We start from the raw sequence: 26,416 nt of genomic DNA on the forward strand, positions 1-26,416 counted from the left end.
GGCCTCAGCGATCGAGCCGGGCGATCAGTTCCAGCGCTTGCGGCCACTCGCCGAAACCGGCCGCCGGGTTGAGATGGCCGACCTCGCCGAGATCCACGAGCCCGCTGCCCCAGTCCTGCGCCAGCGCCTGCGCCCGCGTGAACGCGCACAGCGGGTCGTTGCGGCTGGCCGCGACCACGCTCGGGAACGGTAGCGGACCGCGCGGGATCGGCAACCAGCCGTGCTCTTCCAGTTGCTCCGTCGTCGGGTAGCCGGCCGGGAACGGGCTCTCCACGTCGGCCGGAGTCGCCAGCAGCGCTCCCTTGATCGGCCGAGCCGGTCCGTGCAGCCGCGCCCAGTGCGCGACCATCATCACCCCCGCGCTGTGCGCGACGAGGATGACCGGACCGCTGATCGCGGACAGCGCCCGGTCCAGCGCATCGACGCGCACGGCGCGGGAGAGCCTGTCCTGCTCCAGCGGCGGCACGGTGCGCACCCGGGGCAGCCTGGCCGCCAGCAGGGTCTGCCAGTGCTCCGGCACGTGGTCGCGCAGGCCGGGAACGATGAGGACGGTGGTGTCGCCGGTCATGGAATATCCCTGTTCACAACGGAATGCCGGGGGATCAGACCCCCAGCCACAGCAGCCCCAGCACCAGGGCCGCGAGGAACGCGGTCTCGCCGAGCATCAGCAGCACCGGCTTGATGCCGACCCTGGTCAGCTCCCTGATCTGGATCTTCATGCCCAGTGCCGCGATCGCCGTGACCAGGCACCAGGTCGACAGGTTGCTGCCGAACTGCTGCAGGGGCGCCGGGATCACGCCGAGGCTGCCGAGCACGGCCAGGCCGAAGAAGGCCACCGCGAACCAGGGCAGCAAGGGCGGGCGTTCGCCGCTGTCGTGGCCGCCGCGTGTACGGGTGATCATGACCGCCACGAGGATGACCGGCAGCAGCATGGCCACGCGAAGCAGCTTCACCACGGTGGCGGTGTCGCCGATCTCGTGCGACAGGCTGTAACCCGCGCCGACCACCTGGGCGACATCGTGGATCGTGCCGCCGATGAACACACCCGCATCGATCGGGTCCAGCCCGAGGGCGCGCACGATCACCGGGTAGACGATCATCGCCGCGGTCGACAGCGCCGAGACGCCGATGACGGTGAACAGCGTCGCGCGCTCCTTGCCCGGATGCGCCGGCAGGGCCGCGGCCAGCGCCAGCGCCGCGGACGCCCCGCAGATGGCGGTCGCGCCGCCGGACAGCAGCCCGAACAGGACGTTGAAGCCCATCGCGCGCGCCACCAGCATCGACACCACGATGGTGGCCACGACCGAGACCACCACCACCAGCACCGGATGCCAGCCCAGGGCGGCGATCTGCTCGAGGGTGATGCGCGTACCGAGCAGGGCCACGCCCAGGCGCAACACGCCGCGCGCGGCCAGGTCGATGCCCGGCTTGCAGGGGCCGTCCGCCGACAGGAAGTTCATCGCCATGCCGAGCAGCAACGCGAACAGCATCACCGGCGCATCGTACTGGCTGGCCAGCGAACGCGCGGCGATGGCGACGACGACGCTGGCCAGCAGGCCGGGCAGATAGCGCCCGGCGGATGTCCGCCACCGGTTCATGCGGCGGCGGGCGGAGCCGGCACCAGTATCGCCCGGCGCATGGCCGCAACCAGGATGGCGGCATCCTGCGCGCCGGACAGGGCCAGGCGCTGGTTGAACACGAAATGGGGCACGCCGGTGGCGGCACGCCCGGCCGGAGCCACGGCGGCACCGGGCGCGGCATCGGCGATCCGGTCCACCGGCACGCCAACCTCCCCCGCCAGCCGAAGCAACGTCGCGGCATCGCCGATGTCCTCGCCACGCTGGAAGTAGGCGGCGAAGAGACGTTCGAGCAACGCTTCATGCAGGTCAGGCTCGCCCAGGCGCGCGACCCGGCGCAGCAGTCCATGCGCCCGGCCCGTATTGGGCATCCGCTCGATCCGGGCCAGGTCTATGTCGAGGCCGGCACCGCGGGCCGCCCGCACGACCTGCTGCTGCCGTTGCCGCACCGCTTCCGGCGAGCCCAGGCGCCGCTCGTAGAACTCGGCGAAGGGCAGCCCCTGTTTCGGCACGTCGGGCAACAACTGGACCGGATGCCACACCGCCACCACGTCGACCTCGGGGTGCTGCCGTGCGAACTGGTCGCGCGCACGATCGAGCTGGCGCTTGCCGATGAAGCACCACGGACAGACCAGATCGAAATCGATGCCGATCGTGAGCCGGTTGCCGCCGCTCAAGCCGACGCCTCCCTACCGGTGTGCAGGCCGCGCGGATGTCCCACGCGCTGGACGTCGACCAGGTAATGCTGCTTGGCGAACCAGAACACCGTGGCCGCGGCCAGGCTGACCAGGGGCACCAGCTGGAACGCCGTCGCCAGGCCGAAGGCATCGGCGAGCAGGCCGGTGACCAGCGGTCCGGCGGCCAGTCCCAGCAGATTGTTCACCAGGGTCAGCATGGCGAAGGCGGTGCCGTGGATCGGCAGCGGCGTGAGGTTGGCGACCATGGCCCCGGCGGGCCCGCTGGTGCCGGCCGCCAGGAACATGCCCAGGGCGATCATCAGCAGCTGCGGGGTGCCGTGCGGCAGGGCGAAGGCCAGCGACAGGAACAGGCAGCTGCCCAGGCTGTAGCCGATCGCCAGGCCGAACTTGCGCTCGGGTCCGTTCCGGCACAGGCGGTCGCTGAGCATGCCGCAGACGATCATGCCCAGGCCTGCGGACAGCACGATCATCGCCGCGACGCCGCCGGCGGCATCGGTCGCCATCGCGTAATAGCGGTTGAGGTAGCTGGGAATCCAGACGATGACGGTGCCGCCCACGAACAGCTGCAGGCCGCTGCCGATGTAGGCCCCGAGCACCGAGCGGCTGTTGACCAGGTGGCTCAGCGGCACCTTGGCCGCCGGCGCCGTGGCGACCGGAGCGGTTTCGCCGGCCGGCGGTGTCGGCGCGATGCGCTTCTCGCGGACGACGATCGGATAGGCCAGCGCCAGCATCAGGCCGAACAGGGCCATGGCCGCGAAGGCCCAGCGCCAGCCCATGCTGGCGGCGATGGCGCCGCCCAGGGCCATGCCCAGCACCGAACCGAACATGCCGCCAGCCATGAAAGCGCCAGTCAGCGTCGCCCGCATGTGCTTGGGAAACACCGACAGCACCACCGCGATGCCGACGCTGCCGTAGGCCGCCTCGCCGACGCCGACCATGAAACGCGCCGCCAGCATCTGCGGAAAGTTCTGCGCCACGGCGCAGGCGAGCGTGGCCAGGCTCCAGACGGTGGCCATGATCGCCAGGCTCTTCACCCGGCCGAAGCGGTCGGCCAGCAGCGACAGCGGAAAAGTCAGCAGTCCCACCATCAGGGCGACGATGCCGCTCAGCAGGCCCAGGCGCGCGTCGGTCAGCGCCCACTCCACCTTGATCAGCGGGAACACCGCGTTCAGCACCTGCCGGGACATGTAGTCCGACAGCAGCAGGCCGAAGGTCAGCGCGAACACGACCCAGGCGTAGCGGCGCGGGATGCGCGCGCCGGGATCGTCGTCGCCGAGGTCCGGGAGGGAGTGGTACGCCATGTCGTGCTGCCGGTGGTGGATCGTGGCTCAGGCGGGCGTGGGAACGCCCTTCCAGAACGGCCGGCGGTTCGGCGCGAAGCCGTTCGCCGCCAGGGTCTGCTCGGCATCCTGGTAGAAGGTGCCGATCCGGTAGATCTCGCGGGCCTCGGCGGCGGTGGCGACCTCGCGGCCGAACTCCTTCGCGATCCGCACCAGCTGCTCGACCTGCTCGACGCTGCCCATCTTGCGGTCGCGGCGCTGGGTCCAGATGTTGTCCTCGTTGCCGCAGCGCACGTGCAGGCCCATCGCGATCGCCATCATGTTCAGCGGCAGCACGTTGAGCATCGAGGACTCCAGCGTCAGCACCGAACCGTCCGGGCAGGCGCGGACGAAATTGGCCAGGTTGTAGATGTTGGGCGCGTCGAACCCGCCGCCGATCGCGACCCATGTCAGGATCAGCGGCACGTTGCAGGTGCCCTTGCGCATCATGCGCTCGACCGTCTCCAGCTGGGTGATGTTGGCGAGCTGGAAGTGGGTCTGGATGCCGTTGGCCGACAGCCGGCGGATGTGCTCCTCGACCCATTCCGGGCCGGCCGGGATGGTCATCTCGCGGTAGGCGCGGTAGCCCTCCGGCGTGCCCAGGCTGGTGCCGGCGACGTCGGCCTCGCACATCTGCTCGACCACGTTCATCTGGTTGGTGTTGATGGCGATGGTGACCTGGTCCGGCGCCGGGGTCAGTTCGGCCAGCATGTGCCGGGTATCGTCGGACAGCCACTTGGCCACCTCGCCGTCGCCTTCCGGCGCGAACGAGATCGAGCCGCCGACCTGCAGGATCATGTCCGGCACGCGGGCGCGGATGCCGGCCAGCAGCTCGTTGAACATGGACAGACGCTTGGAACCCTTGCCGTCGAGCTCGCGCACGTGCAGGTGCAGCACCGTGGCGCCGGCGTTGTAGCAGTCGACCGCCTTCTGGATGTGCTCCTCCATCGTCACCGGGATGTCTTCCGGGAAGTCGGACGGCATCCACTCCGGGCCGTACGGGGCGACGGTGATCACCAGCTTCTGCTGGTTCTCGGGGAACAACGATCCATCGAGGAAATTCATGGTCTTCTCCGTGAGGGGCTCTGCAGGGCGGTCGTGCGGGTCAGTACGGCACGTCGCCGATGATCCCGGCCCGTTCCATCTTGCGGTGGCAGGGCGGGTAGTCCATCACCGCGTAGTGCTGGGTGCTGCGGTTGTCCCAGATGGCGACGCTGTCCGGCGTCCAGCGCCAGCGCACCTGGTACTCGGGGATCTGCGCCTGGCTGATCAGGTACTGCAGCAGCTGCTGCGAGCCGGCGGTGTAGTCCTGCCCGTAGCGCACGCGGTCCGGCGTGTGGAAGTTGGTGAAGTGGGTGGTGAAGGCGTTGACGAACAGGATCTTCTCGCCGGTGTCCGGGTGCGTGCGCACCACCGGGTGTTCGGCGTCCGGGAACTGCGCCTTCAGCGCGAGGCGCTTCTCGATCGGCATGGCGGCGCCGAAAGTGGCTTCGATGCTGTGCCGGGCGCGCAGGCCGGCGATCTGCTGCTTGACGTGTTCGGGCAGCTTCTCGTAGGCCAGCGCCATGTTCGCCCACATGGTGTCGCCGCCGGCCGGCGGGCACTCGACGCAGCGCAACACGCAGCCGAACGGTGGCGCCACGCGCCAGGTGGCGTCGGTGTGCCAGGCGTTCTCGTAGCGGTCGTTGGGCTGCTCGGGCGACTTGTAGATGCGCACCAGGCCCGGATGTTCCGGGTCGCTGCCCGCCACCGGGTGGTCCTCCAGCTCACCGAAGCGGCGGGCGAAGGCCACGTGCTCGGCCCGGCTGATGCGCTGGTCGCGCAGGAACAGCACCCGGTGCCGAAGCAGCAGCGCGCGCAGTTCCTCGAACAGGCCGTCGTCGTGCACGGCGTCGGCCAGGTCGATGCCGGACAGTTCGGCGCCGATGGCGCAGGTGAGTCGTTCGACGCGCATGGCAGGCTCCCTCAGATGACGAAGATCGACGAACCGGTGGTCTTGCGCGACTCCAGGTCGCGATGCGCCTGCACCGCGTCCTCGAGCGCGTAGCGCTGGTTGATCTCGATGCGGATGCGGCCGGTGCCGACGTGCTCGAACAGTTCGGCGGCCAGTTCGGCCTTCTCGGCCGGATCGGCGATGTAATCGGCCAGCGCCGGGCGGGTCAGGTACAACGAACCCTTCATCGCCAGCAGCTGCGGATTGAACGGCGGGATCGGGCCCGATGCGGTGCCGACGCAGACCATCAGGCCGCGGCGCCTGAGCGAGTTCAGCGAGGCCTCGAAGGTGTCCTTGCCGACGCTGTCGAACACCACCGACACGCCCTCGCCGCCGGTCAGTTCGCGCACGCGCGCGGCGACGTCCTCGTGGCTGTAGTTGATGACGTGGTCGCAGCCGTGCGCCAGGGCCAGTTCGGCCTTGGCCTCGGTCGAGACGGTGCCGATCACGGTCAGGCCCAGCAGCCTGGCCCACTGCGAGACGATCAGGCCGACGCCGCCGGCGGCGGCATGCAACAGGATCGAGTCGCCGGCCTTGAACGGATGGATCCGGCGCATCAGGTAGGCCGAGGTCAGGCCGCGCATGGTCATCGCCGCGGCGGTCTCGTAGCCGATGGCCTCGGGCAGCCTGATCAGCGGCGCGGCCGGCACCAGGCGCTCGGTGCTGTAGGCGCCCAGGGTGTTGACGAAGCCGGTGTAGGTCACCCGGTCGCCGACGGCGACCTGGTCGACGCCCGGGCCGACCGCCTGCACCACGCCCGCCGCCTCGACGCCGATGCCCGCCGGCAGCGGGATCGGATAGGTGCCGTTGCGGAAGTAGGTGTCGGCGTAGTTCAGGCCGACCGCGACATGGTGCAGCCGCACCTCGCCCGGACCCGGCTCGCCGACCTCGACGGCCTCATAGCGCAGGACCTCCGGGCCACCCGTCTTCTGGAATCGAACCGCATGGGCCATGGCAGCGTTCTGGAGCCTCTGATCGGGGGAAACGGATGGCCCCAGAAGGAGCCGGACGCCTTGGACTATAGGCAGGAGGGGTGTACAACTCTTGCCAAACGGCGATAATGACTTGTCATTTCATGACAGGCGCACGCCGTAGGAAACACCCTGTGAGCAGCCTGATCCGCGCCGCGACGCTGAAGAACTATTTCGAGGTCGCCCAGCAGCTCGGCCTCAACCCGCAGCCGCTGCTGCACGCGGTCGGGCTGAGCCGGACCATGCTGGCCGACCCCGAGCGGCGCATCCCGGCCGCCGCCGCCGTGCGCCTGCTGGAGGAGTCGGCGCTGAAGAGCGGCTGCGACACCTTCGGCCTGCGCATGGCCGAGTCGCGGCAGCTGTCGGACTTCGGCGTGGTCAGCCTGTTGCTGATCCACCAGCCGACCCTGCGCGACGCGCTGGTCACCACGATGAAGTACCGGCACCTGCTCAACGAACTGCTGGCCATCCACTTCGAGGACCGCGGCCGGACCGTGGTCATCCGCGAGGAATTCGTGCCGGATGCGGGCACCGCCTCGCGCCAGGCCATCGAACTGGCGCTGGGCGCCCTGTATCGCCTGTGCGGCTTCATGCTGGGCCAGCACTGGAGACCGCACAGCATGAACTTCACCCATGGCGCGCCCGCCAACCTGGTGGTGCCCCGGCGGGTGTTCCGCTGCGCCATCGAGTTCGACTGCGAGTTCAACGGCATCGTCTGCGATGCCGGCGACCTGAAGTTCCCCAACCCCTCCGCCGATCCGGTGATGGCCCGCCACGTCAAGCGCCTGGTGGAAGCGCTGCCGGCGCCGACGCGCAACTCCATCACCACCGAGGTGCGCAAGGACCTCTACATCCTGATGCCGATGGGCCAGGCGACCATCGAACAGGTGGCCAGCGGCCGCGGCATGAACGTGCGCACGCTGCAACGCCGGCTCGAGGAAGCCGGCGAGACCTTCTCCAACGCGCTGAACTCGGTCCGCACCGACCTGGCGCTGCGCTACATGGAGAACCGGCAGTACTCGCTGCATGCGGTGGGCCGCCTGCTGGGATTCTCCTCGCCCAGCTCCTTCTCGCGCTGGTTCAGCGGCGAATTCGGCAAGGCGCCGCGGACGTGGCGCAAGGAATTCCAGGCGCGCGGGCCGACAGGCCAACCCTCCGGGCACGGCAAGTCATAAGCGCCCCGGCATGCGATAACCGGGATGGGCCTGGGCTGGACGGAGAAAAGGCCGGAACCCGCGCTGCCATTGGACTTGCCGCCAGAGCTACCGCCAGTTGCCGCCGGTTCTCACCCCCCATCGGATCACTTCGCACGCAGGACAAGAAAAAACCCCTGATTTCCCAGGGGTTTTGGGTCCTTCTTGGCCGCCACTGGACGGTTGATTGGTGGAGGTGGGCGGAGTCGAACCGCCGTCCGAAGGCACTCCATCTCCGGCACTACATGCTTAGCTCACCGTTGGATCTCGTCCCGTGGCAGCACGGCGTGCGAAGCGCACCCAGGGACCAGCCTGCTTTGTTTTGGACGGAGGCTGACAGGCAACCACCTCCGGCGATCCCGTGATAATGACCCTACATCCACGAGCACAGGCACAAGTGGGTTCGGGGCTACGCCTTAAGCGGCGAGAGCGTAGTTGTCGTCGTTGGCAACTAGAGTTTTGCCGCTGGATTAACGAGGAAAGCTGCCCCCTCGGCATGCGCCAGTCGATTTCGCGACCCCCGTCGAAACCAGGACACCCCCGGAAACTTCGGGCGAAGCCATCTCGCCAGACAGGACCAGTGTAGGGGCGCCCCTGCCCCGCTTCAAGGCGCAGGCCACGGCAGGAGGGCATCCGTTCATGCCGGCACGGCAGGCACTTCCGCCCACCGCGCGGCGGATGCCCTAATCCCGTCCTGCCCCCGCCCCGCCCTTCGCTGCACCGGCCTTGCGGCCTTCGACCCAGCGCAGCACGGTCCGCACCAGCAGCGTGAGCAAGGTGACCGCCAGCGCCAGCACGTGGTAACCGAAGCCGACGGTGATCCCGATCGAGGCCACGGCCAGCAGCGAGGCGGCAGTCGTGATGCCTTCGACCCCGTGGCCGCCGCGGCTGGCGAAGATGGTGCCGGCGCCGATGAAGGAAATGCCGGCCACCACCGCCTCCACCAGCCGCAGCGGGTCGATCCGCAGGCCGGCGCCGGCGTAGTGCGCGTCTTCCAGCACCATCCGGCTCAGGCCCAGCAGCAGCGCGGCGGTGCCGGCCACCAGCATGTGCGTGCGGAATCCCGCCGGCCGGTCCTTGAGTTCGCGCTCGTAGCCGATGGCGCCGCCGAGCGCCATCGCGTACAGGACGTCCGGCAGGATGCGCAGCTCGGCGGCCCAGTCCATCGCCGCGGCCCGGTCAGGACTGCACCGGCACCAGGGTGATCTCGACCCGGCGGTTGGCCGCGCGGCCGGCCTCGGTGTCGTTGCTGGCGATCGGGTAGCGGAAGCCGCCGCCGACGGTGATCAGGCGCTGCTGGTCCACGCCCTGCGCGGCCAGGTACTGGGCCACGGCGCTGGCGCGCTGTTCGGACAGGCGCTGGTTGACCGCTTCGCTGCCGATGTTGTCGGTATGCCCGGCGACCTCGACCACGGTCTGGTTGTACTCGCGCAGCACGCCGGCCACGTCGTTGAGCACCGGGTAGAACTGCGGGTCGAGGTTGGCGCTGTTGAAGGCGAAGGTGACGTTGCCCGGCATGTTCAGGGTGATGTTGTCGCCCTTGCGGTCGACCTCCACGCCGGTGCCCTGCAGCTTCTCGCGCAGCGCCGCCTGCTGGCGGTCCTGGTAGTTGCCCACCGCCCCGCCGGTAAGCGCGCCGAGGCCGGCGCCGATCAGGGCGTGCTGGCGCCGCTCCACCGCACTGTTGCCGGTGAGCAGGCCAGCGGCCACGCCGATGCCGGCGCCGATCAGGGCGCCGGTACCGGTGCGGTTCTGCTGGGTCTGCCCGGTGACCGGATCGGTGGTCTGGCAACCGGCGGCGGCCAGCACCGCGACCAGCGCGGCGGTTGCGGGTACGCAGATGGCACGGGCAAGGGTCGGCTTGCGGATCATGGTCACGCTCCTGTGCAGGGACGACCGGCCGGTCGGCCGGGGCGGCTCCATGGTAATCCCGCCATCGTGAGCGGCGGGTAGTCGGCCGCCATGCCTCCCTGGCCGCGCCCGGCCAGCGACCCGGCGCTACTCGAACACGCCGACCGCGTCGTGGCTGAGGTTGTCGAAGCGGGTGTACTCGCCGAAGAACTTCAGCTTCACCGAACCGGTCGGGCCGTTACGCTGCTTGCCGATGATGACCTCGGCCAGGCCCTTGTCCGGCGAGTTCTCGCGGTTGTAGTAATCGTCGCGGTAGATGAACACGATCACGTCCGCGTCCTGCTCGATGGCGCCCGATTCGCGCAGGTCGGCCATCACCGGGCGCTTGTCGGTGCGCGTTTCCAGCGAGCGGTTGAGCTGGGACAGGGCGATCACCGGCACGTTGAGCTCCTTGGCCAGGGCCTTGAGCGAACGGCTGATCTCGGAGATCTCGGTGGCGCGGTTCTCGCTGTTGCCCGGCACCTGCATCAGCTGCAGGTAGTCGATCACGATCAGGCCCAGGCCGTGCTCGCGCTTGAGCCGGCGCGCCTTGGAGCGCAGCACGTCCGGCGACAGCGCCGGGGTGTCGTCGATGAAGATCTTGACGTCGCGCAGCATCTTGATCGCGCTGGTCACCCGGCTCCAGTCCTCGTCCTCGAGCTGGCCGGTGCGCAGGCGGGTGGCGTTGACCCGGCCCAGCGAGGAGATCAGGCGCAGGGCCAGCTGCGAGGCCGACATTTCCATCGAGAACACCGCCACCGGCTTCTTCGACTTCATCGCCGCGAACTCGGCCATGTTCAGCGCCAGGGTGGTCTTGCCCATCGACGGGCGCGCGGCGAGGATGATCAGGTCGGTCGGCTGCAGGCCGGCGGTCATCTCGTCGAATTCGTTGTAGCCGGTGGACAGGCCGGTGACGCCGCCGCCGCTCTGGAACCGGGTCTGCAGGACCTCGAAGGCCTCGTGCAGGGCGCGGTTGACCGGAGTGAAGTCCTGGCGGCCGCGCGAACCGGCCTCGGCGATCGCGAACACCTCCTGCTCGGCCTTGGCCAGCAGCGCGGCGCTGTCGCGGCCTTCGGTCTGGAAGCCGTCGTTGACGATGCCGGTGCCGACCTCGATCAGCTGGCGCAGCACCGCCTTGTCGCGGACGATTTCGGCGTAGGCGCGGATGTTGGCCGCCGAGGGCGTGGTCGTGGCCAGCTCGACCAGGTAGGCGCCGCCGCCGATCTGTTCGGAGAAGCCCTGCGAATCGAACCACTCGCCCAGGGTCACCGCGTCGAACGGCCGGCTCTTCTCGGCCAGTTCGCGGATGGCGCGGTAGATCAGCTGGTGGTCGCGGCGGTAGAAATCGTTCTCCACCAGCACGTCGCCGACCGAATCGTAGGACTCCGGGGCGAGCATCAGCCCGCCCAGCACCGCCTGCTCGGCCTCGACCGAATGCGGCGGCACCCGGAGCTGTTCGATGCGGGCGTCGCCGCGGTCGTTGCGGAAGCCGGGACGGGCGGACATCGGGGTGGTGGACTCCTGCGGGCGGGTGGCGAAGGCGGTAAGCGCCTGCGCCACCGGGAACGGAACCGGGTTGGCCATCCTAGTCGCCTCAGGCACACGTGCGTTGCAGACAGTTCTGTGCCGGCCTTGTGCCGGACCTGTGCATGCCCTGTGTACAACCGGTGAATATCACCGGCTGAGATGAGGTGGCCTTCTGCCAAAAAGCGGAGGGCGCCCTGCGGCGCCCTCCGGTACAGCTTGCTCCCGGGGCCGATCAGGCTTCCGGCACGACCACGACCTTGACCGTGGTCTCGACGTCGGCGTGCAGGTGCACGAGCACGTCGAACTCGCCGACGTGGCGGATCGGGCCTTCGCCCATCACCACTTCGCTCTTCTCCAGCGGCAGGCCGGCGGCGGTGAAGGCCTCGGCGATGTCGCGCGGGCCGACCGAGCCGTACAGCTTGCCTTCGGTCGAGGCGTTGGCCGTGACCGTGACGCTGGCGCCTTCCAGCTGGGCCAGGCGCGCGCTGGCGCCGTCGAGCTGGGCCTTGGCCTTGGCTTCGTACTCGGCGCGCTTGGCCTCGAACTCGGCCACGTTGGCGGCGGTGGCCGGCACGGCCTTGCCCTGCGGGACCAGGAAGTTGCGGCCGTAGCCCGGCTTCACGCTGACCTTGTCGCCCAGGTTGCCCAGGTTGGTGACCTTCTGCAGAAGGATCAGTTCCATCGTATTGCTCCTCTATCCGTTAGCGACGCCAGCCGGGGAAACCGGGGCGCCGCAACGATTGCTGTCCGGATTGGACGTAATGAATCAACAGCTACGTTTGTAACCCGATGCCTTTCGTGAAAAGTCCGCACATGGATGTGCGGGCTCTTCCGAGGGACTCGGATCAAACATCGTGGTTGTCGGTGTACGGGATCAGGGCCAGGAAACGGGCGCGCTTGATCGCGGTCGACAGCTGGCGCTGGTAACGCGACTTGGTGCCGGTGACGCGGCTCGGGACGATCTTGCCGTTCTCGGTCAGGTACTGGCGCAGGGTGTTGAGATCCTTGTAGTCGATCTCCTTGACACCCTCGGCGGTGAACTTGCAGAACTTGCGGCGGCGGAAGAACTTGGACATGTCGTTACTCCTCAGGCGGCTTCGGCGTTGTCGCCGTCGGTGTCGTTGGAGGCGGTGTTGCCCTCGCCTTCCTCGTCGCGGCGGCGACGCTCGCCACGCTCGGGCTTGTCGCCCTTCTCGTCCTTGCTCTTCATGATCAGCGACTGCTCGGTATCCGGGCCATCGCGGCGGATGACCAGGTGGCGCAGGATCGCGTCGTTGAAGCGGAAGGTCTCGACCAGCTCGTCGATCGCGGCCTGGGTGGCCTCGATGTTGAACAGGACGTAGTGGGCCTTGACCAGGTTCTGGATCGGGTACGCCAGCTGGCGGCGGCCCCAGTCTTCCAGGCGGTGGATGGTGCCGCTGGTGCCTTCGATCAGCGCCTTGTAGCGCTCGATCATCGCGGGCACCTGCTCGCTCTGGTCCGGATGGACCAGGAACACGACTTCGTAATGACGCATTGTCTTTCCTCGTGGATGCGGCCCTTGCGGGCCTGGCAGCCCCCCGTCGACCGGATGGAAGCGGTGGGGCAAGGTCTCCCGGGCGCACGCGGGCGCAGGGAGCCGAAAATTATGCAGCCCTGGACCGCCGGGTGCAAACCGGGCGATCCGGGGCGGCAGCGCGTCTGCCACTCGCGCCGCGCCGGATGCAATGCAAAATATCACATAGCTTCTACATCTATATGATATTCAAGAGTTTATTTCGGCGATTTCCCCTGCTTGCGTGCGGCGATCCAGGTCCGGATATGCGCCTCCAGGGTCTCCAGCGGCACCGAGCCGGTGTTCAGCACCGCATCGTGGAAGTCGCGCACGTCGAACGCCGGGCCCAGTTCGCGGGCCGCCTCCTCGCGCAGCGCCGAGATCCGCAGCTGGCCGATCTTGTAGGCCAGGGCCTGGCCCGGCCAGGCGATGTAGCGGTCGATCTCGTTGACCACGTCCTGTTCGGTCTTGGGCGAGTTGTCCATGAAGAAATCGATCGCCTGCTGCCGGCTCCAGCCCTTGGCGTGCATGCCGGTGTCGACCACCAGCCGCACCGCCCGCCACATGTCGTAGGCCAGCTGGCCCATGCGGTCGTAGGGATCGTCGTACAGGCCCATGTCGTAGCCCAGGCGCTCGGCGTACAGGCCCCAGCCCTCGCCGTAGGCGACGAAATAGGCGGTGCGGCGGAACATCGGCAGGTCCGGCAGTTCGGCGCCGCGGGCGAACTGGAAGTGGTGGCCAGGCACGGCCTCGTGCAGCGACAGCGCCAGCATCTCCCACTTCGGCCGCACCTCGGGCCGGTAGAGGTTGACGTAATAGAAGCCGGCGCGGCTGCCGTCGACCGCGCCGGGCTGGTAGTAGGCGGTGGTGGTGTCCGGGGCGATGTTGTCCGGGATCGGGCGCACGCCGTACGGCAGGCGCGGAATGGTGCGGAACACCTTCACCAGCTCCGGATCGATGCGCTTGGACAGGGCCTGGTAGCCCTCCAGCAGCTCGCCCGGCTCCTTGTAGAAGAACTTCGGGTCGGTGCGCAGGTGCTGGAAGAACGCGTGCAGGTCGCCCTTGAAGCCGACTTCCTCGCGGACCTTCTCCATCTCCGCGCGGATCCGCGCCACCTCCTGCAGGCCGATGCCGTGGATCTGCTCTGCGGTCAGTTCGGTGGTGGTGTACCAGCCGGCGAGGAAGTCGTAGTACGCCGGGCCACCGGGCAGGTCGCTGGCGGCGATGCTGTCGCGCGCATGCGGCAGGTAGTCGTGGTCGAAGAACCGGCCGAATTCGCGGTAGGCCGGCACCACCTTGCCGGCGATCGCCTCGCGGGCCTGGCCGCGCAGCGCCTCCTGCACGGCGGCCGGGATCGAATCGGGCATCTTCAGGAACGGCTTGTAGAACGGACTGGCGGCCGGATCGTCGACCACCTGCGCGGCGATCTGCCCGGGCACGCGCTGCATCAGCACCTTCGGCGGCATGCGGCCGGCGGCCACGCCGGCCTGCATCAGCGCGGTGGTCTGCTCCAGCAGCACCGGCAACGCATCCAGGCGCGCGATCCAGTTGCGGTAGTCCTGCTCGCTGGCGAACGGCAGCAGCTCGGCGATGCCGTCGGCGGTCTGCACCCCGCCCTGGTGGCCGACCGGCTGCAGGTACTCGCGGAACTGCTGCCGCGCCACCGCCCGCTCCTGCAGCCAGGCGAAGGTGTCGTAGTCGAGCCTGTCGGCCGGCGACAGCGCGGCGCGGTCGATCCGCTTCAGCGCGGCCAGCGCGTCGCGGTCGGCGGCCTCGCGGCGTTCGATCGCGGCCAGGCTCATGTCGCTCCAGCGGTCGTCGTAGCGGTGGTCGCCCTGGTAGGCCGCATTCTCCGGCGACTCGCGCAGGCCCCGCTCCCACTCGCTGTCGAACAGCCGGTGCAGCGCGGTGGCGGCGGCATTGTCCGGGGCCACGACCGGTTCGCCGGCGGCAGGCGCGGCAATGGCGGGGAAGCAGCAGGCGGCCAGGGCGGCGGCCAGGAGGGTGCGGCGCATGGGATCTCCGGGGGGGCGGCAAAACCCAAGCCTAGCGCGTACCCCATCGTCCCGGCGGCTTTTCACTGACGAATGTCTGGTCAAGCCGGGACGACGGGGTTCTGGCTGATGGCGGTCTGCCACGGACCGCGCGGACGTGATGGAACGGTCCCGGCCGCCCCGTCCGGACAGCCGGGCTCAGCCCGGCCCGGTGGTGAAACTCTCGCCACAGCCGCATTCGGCGGTGGCGTTGGGGTTGTCGAACACGAAGCCCTCGCTCAGGCCCTGGCGGGCGAAGTCGATCCGGGTGCCATCCACCAGCGGCAGGCTCTGCGCGTCGACGAAGATGCGCACGCCTTCCTGTTCGAACACCGCGTCGCCGTCGCGGCGGTCGCGGGCCAGGTCGGCGACGTGGCCCCAGCCGGAGCAGCCGGTGCGCTCCACGCCCAGGCGCAGGCCCAGCGCGCCCGGGTCGCGCTGCAGGAAGCGCTGCACGCGCTCCAGGGCAAGGGGGGTCAGGGTCACGGCCATCGGTACCTCCTGGATAACAGCGCGATTATAGGCCCGCCGGCCGTCCCGCCGCCGCCGTCATTGGCGTTGGAACCGGGACGCTGCGGTGCGGCGCCTCGCACCCGCGCGCTCGCAGCCGCTACACTTCCGCCCTCACAGATGGGCTCCACGACACAAGGATTCAAGCCATGACGGTGGTCAGCGTCGAACATGCGCTCGCGGGCAGGATCCCCGCCGGCGGCGAGGTCACCGTCCGCGGCTGGGTGCGCACCCGGCGCGACTCCAAGGCCGGGCTGAGCTTCGTCAACGTCAGCGACGGTTCCTGCTTCGCCCCGATCCAGGTGGTGGCCCCGGCCGCCCTGCCCAACTACGAAACCGAGGTGAAGCACCTGACCGCCGGCTGCTCGGTGGTCGCCACCGGCACCCTGGTCGCCTCGCAGGGCCAGGGCCAGGCGTTCGAGATCCAGGCCTCGTCGGTCGAGGTGGTCGGCTGGGTCGAGGATCCGGAGACCTACCCGATCCAGCCCAAGGCGCACTCGCTGGAATTCCTGCGCGAGGTCGCCCACCTGCGCCCGCGCACCAACCTGTTCGGAGCGGTCACCCGCATCCGCCACTGCCTGTCCATGGCCGTGCACCGCTTCTTCCACGAGCGCGGCTTCTACTGGATCAGCACCCCGATCATCACCACCTCCGACGCCGAGGGCGCCGGGCAGATGTTCCGCGTCTCCACCCTGGACCTGGCCAACCTGCCGCGCGGCAAGGACGGCGCGGTGGACTTCTCGCGCGACTTCTTCGGCAAGGAGACCTTCCTCACCGTCTCCGGCCAGCTCAACGTCGAGGGCTATGCGCTGGCGCTGAGCAAGGTCTACACCTTCGGCCCGACCTTCCGCGCCGAGAACTCCAACACCACCCGGCACCTGGCCGAGTTCTGGATGATCGAGCCGGAGATCGCCTTCGCCGACCTGGCCGCCGACGCCGACCTGGCCGAGGACTTCCTCAAGTACCTGTTCCGCGCGGTGCTGGCCGAGCGCGCCGACGACATGGCCTTCATCGCCGAACGCGTGCAGAAGGACGCGGTCCCCCGGCTGGAAGGCTTCGTCAACGCACCGTTCGAGCGGATCGACTACAGCGAGGCGATCGCCCTGCTGCAGAAGGCCGGGAAGAAGTTCGAGTTCCCGGTCGAATGGGGCCTGGACCTGCAGACCGAGCACGAGCGCTGGCTGACCGAAGAGCACGTCGGCCGCCCGGTGGTGGTGATGAACTACCCCGAGCACATCAAGGCGTTCTACATGCGCCTGAACGACGACGGCCGCACCGTGGCGGCGATGGACGTGCTGGCGCCGGGCATCGGCGAGATCATCGGCGGCAGCCAGCGCGAGGAGCGCCTGGACGTGCTCGACGCGCGCATGGCCCAGTTCGGCCTGGATCCGGAGCACTACCAGTGGTACCGCGACTTCCGCCGCTACGGCGGCGTGCCGCACGCCGGCTTCGGCCTGGGCTTCGAGCGGCTGGTGGTGTACGTGTGCGGGCTGTCCAACATCCGCGACGCGATCGCCTACCCGCGCGCGCCGGGCAGCGCGGAGTTCTAGGGACGTCATGATCCTGTTCTTCGCCCTGTGCTTCGTCGGCGTGGCCATCGCCGGGGCCAGCGCCTTCGTGATCTTCTGGCCGCTGACCCTGATCCACGTGCGCGACCGCCACGGCGGCAGCGCGGCCGATTTCGGCGCCGGCGCCTTCGCCAGCCCGGCCGCGCTGCGCTGGCTGCTGGGCGGTGGCTACCGTTCCATTCCCGACCGTTCGCTCAGCGGCCTGGCCACTCCGGCCCGGATCGCGCTGCTGACGGTGATCGTTTCCCTGCTGCTGGCGGGGCTGCTCTGGCTGGTCGCGGAGGTCGCATGAAAGATTCCTGGTGGATCGCCACCCTCGGCCGCACCCTGCACTGGGCGCGCCTGCGCGAACGCGAGGCCGGCACCGCCGAGGTGCTGGACCACGACGGCAACCTGCACGCCTACGACAGCGAGGACACCGCGCGCTCGATGCTGCTCGATGCCGGCTTCGTCGAGTTCGACGGCGTCGACGAGGAGGATGCGCTGGAGCGCGGCTTCTCGCTGGACGAGGTCGCCCCGCCGCGCGCGGCCAGCGACGCCGCCCTGGTCGGGCTGATGACGGTGAGCCTCGGCCGCCGGGCCTGAGCTCCCCGGCAGCACCGCGCCGCCGGCCGGGCCCGCCATCGTCGTCACGACGTGCCGGCCCGCATGCGCACCGGCACGCGGAAACCGCACCCATGTCTGTGATAATGCCGGCATGGCCGACGAACTGAACGACCTCATCCGCCGCAACCATGCCTGGTCCGAGCGCGTGCGCGCGGAGGATCCGGAATTCTTCTCGCGCCTGTCGCGACAGCAGGCCCCGCAGTACCTGTGGATCGGCTGCTCCGACTCGCGGGTACCGGCCAACCAGATCATCGACATGGCGCCGGGCGAGGTGTTCGTCCACCGCAACGTCGCCAACGTCGTGGTCCACACCGACCTCAACTGCCTGTCGGTGATCCAGTTCGCGGTCGACGTGCTCAAGGTCAGGCACATCCTGGTGGTGGGCCACTACGGCTGCGGCGGCGTCTACGCCGGCCTGACGAAACTGCGCCTGGGCCTGGTCGACAACTGGATCCGCCACGTCGCCGACGTGGCCGAGCACCACGAGGAATGCCTGCAGCAGTCCGGCGGCCTGGAACTGCAGCACGACCGCCTGTGCGAGCTGAACGTGCTCGAGCAGGTGGTCAACGTCTGCCACACCAACATCGTCCTGGACGCGTGGGCGCGCGGCCAGGAACTGACCGTGCACGGCTGGGTCTACAGCCTCAAGGACGGGCGCGTTCACCACCTGGGCGTGGACATCGATTCGCCCGGCTGCCTGCCCGGCAAGTACCGCACCGCACTGGAACGCATCCGCCAGGACCGCGAGAACCGCTGAAGCGCCCCACCCCGCCGCCGCCCGCGGCATCCACGCAGGAACCGCCATGCTGCCCGCCCCGCTCAACCTGCAGGCCTGGATCGAGGAACACCGGCACCTGCTCAAGCCGCCGGTGGGCAACAAGTGCATCTACGACGGCGACTTCATCGTCATGGTCGTCGGCGGCCCGAACGCGCGCACCGACTTCCACTGGGACGAAGGCCCGGAGTGGTTCTACCAGCTCGAAGGTGAGATGGTGCTGCGGATCCAGGAGCATCCGGACGGCGGCCCGGGCCAGCTGCGCGACATCCCGATCCGCGCCGGCGAGATCTTCCTGCTGCCGCCGCGCGTGCCGCACTCACCGCAGCGCATGCCCGGCAGCGTCGGCCTGGTGGTCGAGCGCCGGCGCCTGGCGCACGAGGACGACGGCCTGCTCTGGTACTGCGAACAGTGCAACCACAGGCTGTACGCGGAATTCTTCCACCTGCGCGACATCGAGCAGGACTTCCCGCCGGTGTTCGACCGCTTCTATGCCTCGGTCGAACACCGCACCTGCCGCCACTGCGGGCACCTGAACCCGCGACCGGCGCGCTACGAGGCGCAGCCCGGCTCGCTGGCCGACTTCACCTGAGCGGCCTCCGCCACTCCCGTCGCACCCATCCTTCTTCGACATGACCCAGGCACGCACCCACGCCCTCACCCTCGACGCCGCCGATCCGCTGCGTCCGTTCCGCAACGAATTCCTGGTCCCGAAGCACCGCGACCGCGAGCAGGTCTACTTCGTCGGCAACTCCCTCGGCCTGCAGCCACGCGGCGCGCGCGCGCACGTGCTCGAGGTGCTGGACAAGTGGGCCGGCGAAGCGGTCGAGGGCCACTTCACCGGCGCCACCGGCGGGATGAACTCCCCCGCGCTGGTGCGCGAGCCGCTGGCGCGCCTGGTCGGCGCGCTGCCGGGCGAAGTGGTGGCGATGAACACGCTGACGGTGAACCTGCACCTCATGCTGGCCAGCTTCTACCGCCCTGCCGCCGGACGCACGGTGGTCCTGATCGAGGAAGGTGCCTTTCCTTCGGACCGGCATGCGGTCGAATCGCAGATCCGCCTGCATGGGCTGGATCCGGCCACCGCGCTGGTGGAAGTGCAGGCCGACGAGCCCGGCGGCACGATCTCGATGGCCGCGCTGGAGCGTGCCATCGCCGAGCATGGCCCACGCCTGGCGCTGGTGCTGTGGCCGGGCGTGCAGTACCGCACCGGGCAGGCGTTCGACCTGGCGGAAATCACGCGCCTGGCCCACGCGCAGGGCGCGGTGGCCGGCTTCGACCTGGCCCACGCGGTCGGCAACCTGCCGCTGGCGCTGCACGACAGCGGCGCCGACTTCGCGGTGTGGTGCCACTACAAGTACGTCAACGCCGGTCCGGGTGCGGTCGCCGGCTGCTTCGTGCACGAGCGCCATGGCCGGTCCGGGCTGCCGCGGATGGCGGGCTGGTGGGGGCATGACGCCGCCCCCCGTTTCCGCATGGCGCCGGAGTTCGTGCCCGCCGCCGGCGCCGAGGGCTGGCAGCTGCCCACCCCGCCGGTGCTGGCACTGGCGCCGCTGCGCGCCTCGCTGGAGCAGTTCGACCGCGCCGGCGGCATGGCCGGGCTGCGCGCCAAGTCGGAGAAGATCACCGGGTTCCTCGACGCGCTGATCCGCCAGCGCCTGGCCGGCACGCTGGAGATCATCCCCCCGGCCGAGCCGGCGCGGCGCGGCGCGCAGCTGTCGCTGCGCGTGGCCGGCGGCCGCGAGCGTGGCCGCGAACTGTTCGACTACCTGCGCGACACCGGCATCCTCGGCGACTGGCGCGAGCCGGACGTGATCCGCATCGCCCCCGCCCCGCTCTACAACCGCTATGCCGACGTGCTGCGCTTCGTCGAGGAAGTGGAGCACTGGCGTGGGGTCTGAACCGGCCGCGCCGGCACGACGCGAACTGACCCTGATCGGTGCCGGGCTGGCCGGGTCGCTGCTGGCGATCCTGCTTTCGCGGCGCGGGTGGAAGGTCGACGTCTACGAGCGCCGCGGCGACCCGCGGATCAAGGGCTACGAGTCCGGGCGCTCGATCAACCTGGCGCTGGCCGAACGCGGGCGCCATGCGCTGCGTGCGGCCGGGCTCGAGGACGTGGTGATGCGCAAGGCGGTGATGATGCGCGGCCGCATGGTCCATGGCCTGGACGGCTCCGTGCAGCTGCAGCGCTACGGCCGCGACGATTCCGAGGTGATCTGGTCGGTGCACCGCGCCGACCTCAACATCGACCTGCTGGAGGCGGCAGAGCGCGCGGGCGCCACGGTCCATTTCCACCGCCGCCTGCACACGGTGGATTTCGACGCCGGCTACGCGCGCCTGATCGACGACCGCGACGACCAGCCGCACGACATCCGCTTCGACGTGCTGATCGGCAGCGATGGCGCCGGTTCGGCGCTGCGCGGCGAGATGGTGCGCAAGGCCGGTTTCGGCGAACGCACCGAGTTCCTCGACCATTCCTACAAGGAACTGACCATCCCGCCGGGCGCGGACGGCGGCTGGCTGATCGAACCCCATGCGCTGCACATCTGGCCGCGCGGCCGCTACATGTGCATTGCTCTCCCCAACGACGAACGCACCTTCACCGTGACCCTGTTCCTGCCCAACCACGCCGCGCCGGGCAGCACGGATCCCAGTTTCGCCAGCGTGCGCAGCGGGCCGGAGGTGCGCGCGCTGTTCGAACGCGATTTCGCCGACGCGCTGCCGCTGATCCCTGGCCTGGAGCAGGACTGGGAGCACCACCCGCCCGGCCTGCTCGGCACCCTGTACCTGGACCGCTGGCACCTGGGCGGCCGCGCGGTGCTGCTGGGCGACGCGGCCCATGCGATGGTGCCGTTCCACGGCCAGGGCATGAACTGCGCGTTCGAGGACTGCGTGGCGCTGGCCGATGCGATGGACCGGCAGCCGACGCTGGCGGCGGCCTTCGCCGCGTTCGAGGCCGAACGCAGGCCGGATGCCGCCGCAATCCAGGCCATGGCGCTGGAAAACTACATCGAGATGCGCGACCTGGTCGACGACCCGGACTTCCTGCTCCAGCGGGAGCTCGAACGGGCGCTGCAGGAGCGCCACCCGCGGCGCTTCGTCCCGCACTACACGATGGTCACCTTCATGCGCATCCCGTACGCGGTGGCGCTGGAACGCAGCGAGATCCAGCGTGGCATCCTGGTCCTGGCCACGCGCGGGCGCCGCGACCTGGCCGGCATCGACTGGGAGACGCTGGCGCAGGTGGTGGAAGCCCGCCTGCCTGTGCTGGAAGGGGCCGGGTGACGGGGAAGCAGCGGGGCTTGCCCCGCCGCCCCGCAACGTCTCCAATGCCGGCATGAGCGACAGCTTCCTGTTCTACGACCTGGAGACCTTCGGCGCCGACCCGCGCCGCAGCCGCATCGCCCAGTTCGCCGCGGTGCGCACCGACGCGCAGCTCAACCAGGTCGAAGAGCCGGTCAGCCTGTTCGTACAGCCGGCCAACGACCTGCTGCCCTCGCCCGTCGCCACCCTGATCACCGGTATCGCCCCGCAGCTCGCGCTGCGCGAAGGGCTGGCCGAAGCCGAAGCGGCCGCACGCATCGTCGAGGAGATGGCGCGCCCGGGCACCTGCACCCTGGGCTACAACTCGCTGCGCTTCGACGACGAGTTCGTGCGACATGCCCTGTTCCGCAACTTCTTCGATCCCTACGAACGCGAGTGGCGCGGTGGCAACTCGCGCTGGGACCTGCTCGACGTGCTGCGCCTGGCCCATGCCCTGCGCCCGGACGGGATCGCGTGGCCGAAGCGCGAGGACGGCGCCACCTCGTTCAAGCTCGAACACCTGGCCCTGGCCAACGACGTGCGCGAGGGCGACGCGCACGAGGCGCTGTCCGACGTGTACGCCACCATCGGCCTGGCCCGGCTGTTCAAGCGCGCCCAGCCGCGGCTGTGGGACTACACGCTGAAGCTGCGCGACAAGCGCCACGCCGCCGGCCTGCTGGACACATTCGCCATGCAGCCGGTGCTGCACGTTTCCCAGCGCTATCCGGCCAGCCGGATGTGCGCGGCGATGGTGCTGCCGCTCGCGGTGCATCCGTCGATCCCGAACCGGGTGATCGTGTTCGACCTGGACGGCGATCCCGACGCATTGCTGGAACAGGACGCCGGGGACATCGCCGACCGCCTCTACACGCCGGCCGCCGACCTGCCGCCGGGCGTGGCCCGGGTGCCGCTGAAGGAAGTACACCTGAACCGCTCGCCGATGCTGGTGCCATGGGCGCACCTGCGCGAGGCCGATTTCCAGCGCCTGGGCCTGGATGCGGACGCGCTGCAGGCCCGCGCCGGAACCCTGCGCGCGCACGGCCCGGCGCTGGCCGAGAAGGCGCGCCAGGTCTTCGCCGGCGCACGCGAACGCGGCGAGGAGGACGTCGACGGCTCGATCTACTCCGGCTTCATCGGCGACGGCGACAAGCGCCTGTGCGCGCAGGTGCGCTCCACCGCGCCGGCGCAACTGGGCACGCGCGCCTTCGACTTCCGCGATGCGCGCCTGCCGGAACTGCTGTTCCGCTACCGCGCCCGCAACTGGCCGGACACGCTCGCGCCTTCCGAACGCGAACGCTGGGACGACTACCGCCGCCACCGCCTCGGCGACGACAGCGGCCTGTCCGAATACGGCTTCACCGGCTATTTCGCCGAAATCGCCGCGCTGCGCGCCCGCCATGCCGGCGACGGTGGCAAACAGGTCCTGCTCGACCACCTCGACCAGTGGGGCCGGGAACTGCAGGACACGCTATGAGCAGCTATTTCGGCGACGCCGCGTTCAAGTTCCTCCGCGGCGTGGCCCGGCACAACAACAAGGACTGGTTCGACGCCCACCGCCAGGAATACGAAGTACAGGTGCGCCAGCCGTTCCTGCGCCTGATCGCCGACCTGCAGCCGGCGCTGGCGGCGATCAGCCCGCACTATCGCGCCGATCCGCGCCCGGTCGGCGGCTCGCTGTTCCGCATCCATCGCGACACGCGCTATTCCAACGACAAGTCGCCGTACAAGCCCTGGCAGGGCGCGCGCCTGTTCCACGAGCGCCGGCGCGAAGTGGCCGCGCCTTCGTTCTACCTGCACCTGCAGCCGGGCAACAGCTTCGTCGGCGCTGGCCTGTGGCATCCGGAAACCCATACCCAGCGCAAGGTGCGCCAGTTCATCCTCGACAATCCCGGCGGCTGGAAGCGCACCGCGCACGATCCGAAACTGCGCCGCCGCTTCGCCCTGGACGACAGTGAGGTCATGGTGCGGCCGCCGCGCGGCTTCCCGGCCGACTTCGAATTCATCGACGACCTCAAGCACCGCAACTGGGCCTTGCTGCGCCCGCTGGACGACGCCACCATGACCGGGCCGCGGCTGCGCAGGCAGGTGGAAGCCGACCTGCTTGCGCTGGCCCCGTTCGTCGACTATCTCTGCGCGGCACTGGACCTGGAGTTCTGAAGCCATGGCCGCGCCGCGGGCCGCGTTGGCCCGCACCGGCGGCGGCCTGCGTTGTCCCCCGTTGTTCCCCAGCGAAGGAGCGTGAGGCATGGACGCGGAATCGAAGCGCACGATAGGCGATGCGATGTGGAAGCAGCTGGCTACCCGGCTGCAGGTCGAGGAGGCCGCGCTCAGGGCGGTGGCCGAAGTCGAATCGAGCGGCGGCGGTTTCCTGCCCGTGCCCGATGCGCGACCCAGGATCCTGTTCGAAGGCCACGTCTTCCACCGCCTCACCGCCGGCCGCTACGGCGCCAGCCACCCGGGCCTGAGCCATCCGAAGTGGGACCGCAGCAAGTATTCCGGTTCGCTGGCCGGCGAATGGAAGCGGCTGGACAAGGCCGCCGAGCTGGACCCGGCCGCGGCGATGCAGGCGGCCAGCTGGGGCGCGTTCCAGATCATGGGCTTCAACTACGCGCTGTGCGGCCACGACAGCGTCGGCCGCTTCGTCGAGGCCCATGCCTCCGGTGCGGAGGGCCAGCTGGAAGCCTTCGCCAACCTGCTCGGCCGGCCCGGCTCGCCGCTGCTGCCGGCGTTGCGCCGCCGCGACTGGGCCCGCTTCGCCCGCCTCTACAACGGCCCGGCCTACGCCCGGAACGACTACGACAGCAAGCTCGCCGAGGCCTACGCCCGCCACGCCGGCCCGCCCGCTGCCGGCGGCCGCCGCCGCGCCGGCACGCGCGCGCCCTCGCCGCGCCGCCTGGTCGCCCCCGGGCGCCCGCAACTGGCGCCGCTGGAGATGCTGGAACAGACCGCCGCCGGCACCACCCGCAAGCGCAGCAGCCGCGTGTTCAACGTGCGCCCGGACGCGGTGGACCTGCGCGACTGGGAATACCAGCCGCCGGTGTCCTCGGCCCCGCGCGACGTGCGCTACCCGCCCGACGTGCGCCCGGTCCTGGACCAGGGCACCACCAGCGCCTGCACCGGCTACGCCCTTGCGGTGGTGATCGAATACCTGCTGGTGCGCGCCGGCCGCCACGTCGAGGCGATCTCGCCGCACATGCTCTACAGCATGGCCCGCCGCTACGACGAATGGGCCGAAAACGACGACGACGCCGGCCCCGAGGCCGACACCGGCTCCTCGCTGCGCGGCGCGCTCAAGGGCTGGCTGCGCCACGGCGCCAGCAGTGCGCGGCTGTGGCCGAAGGTGGAGATGCCGGAAGCGCGCCCGCGCCCGGAAGACGACTGGTGGACCGATGCGATCAAGCGCCCGCTCGGCGCCTACTACCGCATCGACCCGCACTCGCTGCGCGACATGCACGTGGCCCTGGACCAGGTCGGCGCCCTGTACGCCAGCGTGTTCACCCATTCGGGCTGGGACGCGCTGCTGCTCGACGAGGCGGTGCCGCGCCCGGAGGATCCGGACGCGCTGCCGGCGATCAAGCGCAAGACCGGCAACCCCGACGGCGGCCACGCCATCGCCATCGTCGGCTACACCCGCGAAGGCTTCATCGTCCACAACTCCTGGGGCCCGGCCTGGGGCAAGGGCGGCCTGGCCGTGCTGCGCTACGGCGACTGGCTGGACAACGCGATGGACTGCTGGGTGGCGCAGCTGGGCGTGGTCACTGCCGAGCACGAGGCCATCGCCGACGCCACCTCGCTGCGCACCGACGCCAGCGGCAAGGGCGTGGTCTCCGGCAACCCGGTGCTGGCCGCGCACGAGCTGTCGCCGTTCATCGTCAACATGGAGAACAACGGCCGCCTGAGCCAGCGCGGCCAGTTCCGCACCCAGCCCGGCGACGTCGACGCGCTGCTGCGCATCCACCTGGCCCAGGCCTGTGCCAAGTGGGGGATCAAGGCCAACCAGGCGGTGGACGTGGCGATCTACGCCCACGGCGGGCTCAACAACGAGGAGGCGGCCGCCGAATCGGCGCGGCTGTGGGTGCCCAAGCTCTACGACGAGAAGATCTTCCCGGTGTTCCTGATGTGGGAGACCGGCGCGATGAAGACCATCACCAACCTGATCGAGGACAAGCTGTCACGCGACGAGGCGCGCGCCTCCGGGGCGATGCAGAAGTTCAAGGACCGCTGGAAGGAATGGTGGAACCAGCGCGTGGAAGGCATCGCCCGCCCGCTGGGACGGCCGCTGTGGAACGAGATGAAGGAGAACGCGGCGAAGATCAGCTCCAACCCGGACTCGGGCGTGCGGCTGCTGTTCGACCTCTACAAGGCCAAAGCGAAGGAATACGGGCTGCCGAAGCTCCGCCTGCACCTGGTCGGGCACTCGGCCGGCGGCATCCTGCATTCGCACCTGGGCGCGGCGGCGATCGCCGCCGGCTTCGACCTGCGCTCGGTGAGCCTGCTGGCGCCGGCGGTGCGGGTGGACGAATTCGACCGCACCCTGGGCAAGGCCGTGCTCAGGACCGGCACCAAGTTGCTGGTCGCGCACCTGAGCGACGCGGCCGAGCGCGCCGACCCGACCTGCAAGCCCTACGGCCACTCCCTGCTCTACCTGGTCTCGCGCTCGTTCGAGGATCGCAAGGAAACGCCGCTGCTGGGCCTGGAGCGCGACCTGGTGCCGGCGCGCGCGACCATGGCCTGGGGCGCGCAGATGATGGCGGTATCCAGCCCCGGCTCGGACATCGCCCGCCTGCCCAGCGCCGGCATGCTGGAGGGCGGCACCCGCCGCCCGCTGGAAGCGACCACCCACGGCAGCCTGGACGACGACAAGGCGCTGCAGCGGCTGGTGTTCGACCTGATACGGAAGGCGTGAGGAGCCGGTTTTC

The 26,416-nt window shown here is 69.8% G+C and carries 26 protein-coding genes and 1 other RNA gene; 11 read left to right on the top strand and 16 right to left on the bottom strand.

The annotated features are described in order from the left end of the window. Positions 1-4 precede the first annotated feature (4 nt). The 7 genes from CSC64_RS00245 to CSC64_RS00275 are packed head-to-tail and all read right to left on the bottom strand — an operon-like array spanning position 5 to position 6,540. Positions 5-568: an RBBP9/YdeN family alpha/beta hydrolase gene (locus CSC64_RS00245; protein WP_162433315.1), complete on the bottom strand. Its 564-nt coding sequence runs from the start codon at positions 566-568 to the stop codon at positions 5-7. A gap of 34 nt (positions 569-602) precedes the next feature. After that, a complete protein-coding gene (locus CSC64_RS00250) occupies positions 603-1,598 on the bottom strand; it encodes a YeiH family protein (RefSeq protein WP_162433316.1) in 996 nt (331 codons plus the stop codon). Next, positions 1,595-2,254: a DsbA family oxidoreductase gene (locus CSC64_RS00255; RefSeq protein ID WP_162433317.1), complete on the bottom strand. Its 660-nt coding sequence runs from the start codon at positions 2,252-2,254 to the stop codon at positions 1,595-1,597. The genes CSC64_RS00250 and CSC64_RS00255 overlap by 4 nt, the downstream gene beginning before the upstream one ends. Further along, entirely contained in the window at positions 2,251-3,576 is a 1,326-nt protein-coding gene (locus CSC64_RS00260; protein WP_162433318.1) for an MFS transporter, read from the bottom strand. The genes CSC64_RS00255 and CSC64_RS00260 overlap by 4 nt, the downstream gene beginning before the upstream one ends. A 27-nt stretch (positions 3,577-3,603) precedes the next feature. Next, a complete protein-coding gene (locus tag CSC64_RS00265; protein WP_162433319.1) occupies positions 3,604-4,659 on the bottom strand; it encodes a beta-keto acid cleavage family enzyme in 1,056 nt (351 codons plus the stop codon). Between the two features lie 40 nt (positions 4,660-4,699). Beyond that, entirely contained in the window at positions 4,700-5,548 is an 849-nt protein-coding gene (locus tag CSC64_RS00270) for a TauD/TfdA dioxygenase family protein (protein WP_162433320.1), read from the bottom strand. 11 nt (positions 5,549-5,559) lie between these two features. Continuing rightward, entirely contained in the window at positions 5,560-6,540 is a 981-nt protein-coding gene (locus CSC64_RS00275; RefSeq protein ID WP_162433321.1) for a quinone oxidoreductase family protein, read from the bottom strand. 152 nt (positions 6,541-6,692) lie between these two features. Here CSC64_RS00275 and CSC64_RS00280 point away from each other — a divergent pair, with 152 nt between their 5' ends. Continuing rightward, positions 6,693-7,733 (top strand): AraC family transcriptional regulator, encoded by a 1,041-nt coding sequence (locus tag CSC64_RS00280; protein ID WP_162433322.1) that lies wholly within the window; start codon positions 6,693-6,695, stop codon positions 7,731-7,733. 206 nt (positions 7,734-7,939) lie between these two features. Here CSC64_RS00280 and ssrA read toward each other — a convergent pair. The 9 genes from ssrA to CSC64_RS00325 form a co-directional block, all read right to left on the bottom strand. Continuing rightward, positions 7,940-8,293, bottom strand: a transfer-messenger RNA (tmRNA) gene (ssrA, locus tag CSC64_RS00285). A 141-nt stretch (positions 8,294-8,434) separates the two neighbouring features. Then, complete coding sequence (locus CSC64_RS00290; RefSeq protein ID WP_162433323.1) at positions 8,435-8,917, bottom strand: MgtC/SapB family protein; 483 nt, start codon at positions 8,915-8,917, stop codon at positions 8,435-8,437. Between the two features lie 13 nt (positions 8,918-8,930). Next, on the bottom strand, positions 8,931-9,623 hold the full coding sequence (locus tag CSC64_RS00295; RefSeq protein WP_162433324.1) for a YiaD family glycine zipper/OmpA-like lipoprotein: 693 nt from the start codon (positions 9,621-9,623) through the stop codon (positions 8,931-8,933). 126 nt (positions 9,624-9,749) lie between these two features. After that, positions 9,750-11,147: a replicative DNA helicase gene (locus tag CSC64_RS00300; RefSeq protein ID WP_162433448.1), complete on the bottom strand. Its 1,398-nt coding sequence runs from the start codon at positions 11,145-11,147 to the stop codon at positions 9,750-9,752. Between the two features lie 253 nt (positions 11,148-11,400). Continuing rightward, a complete protein-coding gene (rplI, locus tag CSC64_RS00305) occupies positions 11,401-11,850 on the bottom strand; it encodes a 50S ribosomal protein L9 (RefSeq protein ID WP_162433325.1) in 450 nt (149 codons plus the stop codon). A 163-nt stretch (positions 11,851-12,013) separates the two neighbouring features. After that, positions 12,014-12,244, bottom strand: a complete 231-nt coding sequence (gene rpsR, locus CSC64_RS00310; protein WP_052633502.1) for a 30S ribosomal protein S18 — start codon at positions 12,242-12,244, stop codon at positions 12,014-12,016. Between the two features lie 11 nt (positions 12,245-12,255). After that, complete coding sequence (rpsF, locus tag CSC64_RS00315; protein ID WP_162433326.1) at positions 12,256-12,684, bottom strand: 30S ribosomal protein S6; 429 nt, start codon at positions 12,682-12,684, stop codon at positions 12,256-12,258. A 236-nt stretch (positions 12,685-12,920) separates the two neighbouring features. Further along, on the bottom strand, positions 12,921-14,717 hold the full coding sequence (locus CSC64_RS00320; RefSeq protein ID WP_162433327.1) for a DUF885 domain-containing protein: 1,797 nt from the start codon (positions 14,715-14,717) through the stop codon (positions 12,921-12,923). 177 nt (positions 14,718-14,894) lie between these two features. Then, positions 14,895-15,227: a HesB/IscA family protein gene (locus CSC64_RS00325; RefSeq protein ID WP_162433328.1), complete on the bottom strand. Its 333-nt coding sequence runs from the start codon at positions 15,225-15,227 to the stop codon at positions 14,895-14,897. Between the two features lie 167 nt (positions 15,228-15,394). Here CSC64_RS00325 and asnS point away from each other — a divergent pair, with 167 nt between their 5' ends. The 10 genes from asnS to CSC64_RS13860 all read left to right on the top strand — a co-directional run bounded on the left by asnS (position 15,395) and on the right by CSC64_RS13860 (position 26,403). Next, entirely contained in the window at positions 15,395-16,795 is a 1,401-nt protein-coding gene (asnS, locus tag CSC64_RS00330; protein WP_162433329.1) for an asparagine--tRNA ligase, read from the top strand. Between the two features lie 7 nt (positions 16,796-16,802). After that, positions 16,803-17,105, top strand: a complete 303-nt coding sequence (locus tag CSC64_RS00335) for a hypothetical protein (protein ID WP_162433330.1) — start codon at positions 16,803-16,805, stop codon at positions 17,103-17,105. Further along, positions 17,102-17,398, top strand: a complete 297-nt coding sequence (locus CSC64_RS00340; RefSeq protein WP_162433331.1) for a hypothetical protein — start codon at positions 17,102-17,104, stop codon at positions 17,396-17,398. Before CSC64_RS00335 ends, CSC64_RS00340 begins: the two co-directional genes overlap by 4 nt. A gap of 112 nt (positions 17,399-17,510) precedes the next feature. Further along, entirely contained in the window at positions 17,511-18,176 is a 666-nt protein-coding gene (can, locus tag CSC64_RS00345) for a carbonate dehydratase (RefSeq protein WP_162433332.1), read from the top strand. A gap of 46 nt (positions 18,177-18,222) precedes the next feature. Next, positions 18,223-18,786, top strand: coding sequence for a 3-hydroxyanthranilate 3,4-dioxygenase (locus tag CSC64_RS00350; RefSeq protein WP_162433333.1), 564 nt, complete (start codon positions 18,223-18,225; stop codon positions 18,784-18,786). A 40-nt stretch (positions 18,787-18,826) separates the two neighbouring features. Further along, entirely contained in the window at positions 18,827-20,095 is a 1,269-nt protein-coding gene (gene kynU / locus CSC64_RS00355; protein ID WP_162433334.1) for a kynureninase, read from the top strand. Next, positions 20,085-21,479 (top strand): FAD-dependent oxidoreductase, encoded by a 1,395-nt coding sequence (locus CSC64_RS00360; protein ID WP_238389688.1) that lies wholly within the window; start codon positions 20,085-20,087, stop codon positions 21,477-21,479. Before kynU ends, CSC64_RS00360 begins: the two co-directional genes overlap by 11 nt. Positions 21,480-21,531: 52 nt before the next feature. Next, a complete protein-coding gene (gene sbcB, locus CSC64_RS00365; RefSeq protein ID WP_162433336.1) occupies positions 21,532-22,971 on the top strand; it encodes an exodeoxyribonuclease I in 1,440 nt (479 codons plus the stop codon). Next, complete coding sequence (locus tag CSC64_RS00370) at positions 22,968-23,654, top strand: DUF2461 domain-containing protein (RefSeq protein ID WP_162433337.1); 687 nt, start codon at positions 22,968-22,970, stop codon at positions 23,652-23,654. The genes sbcB and CSC64_RS00370 overlap by 4 nt, the downstream gene beginning before the upstream one ends. Before the next feature lie 88 nt (positions 23,655-23,742). After that, positions 23,743-26,403: an N-acetylmuramidase domain-containing protein gene (locus CSC64_RS13860; RefSeq protein ID WP_202922290.1), complete on the top strand. Its 2,661-nt coding sequence runs from the start codon at positions 23,743-23,745 to the stop codon at positions 26,401-26,403. The last annotated feature ends 13 nt before the right edge of the window (positions 26,404-26,416 follow it).

Origin of the sequence: Pseudoxanthomonas koreensis (assembly GCF_010093225.1) — a bacterium.
Taxonomy (GTDB): Bacteria; Pseudomonadota; Gammaproteobacteria; order Xanthomonadales; family Xanthomonadaceae; genus Pseudoxanthomonas; species Pseudoxanthomonas koreensis.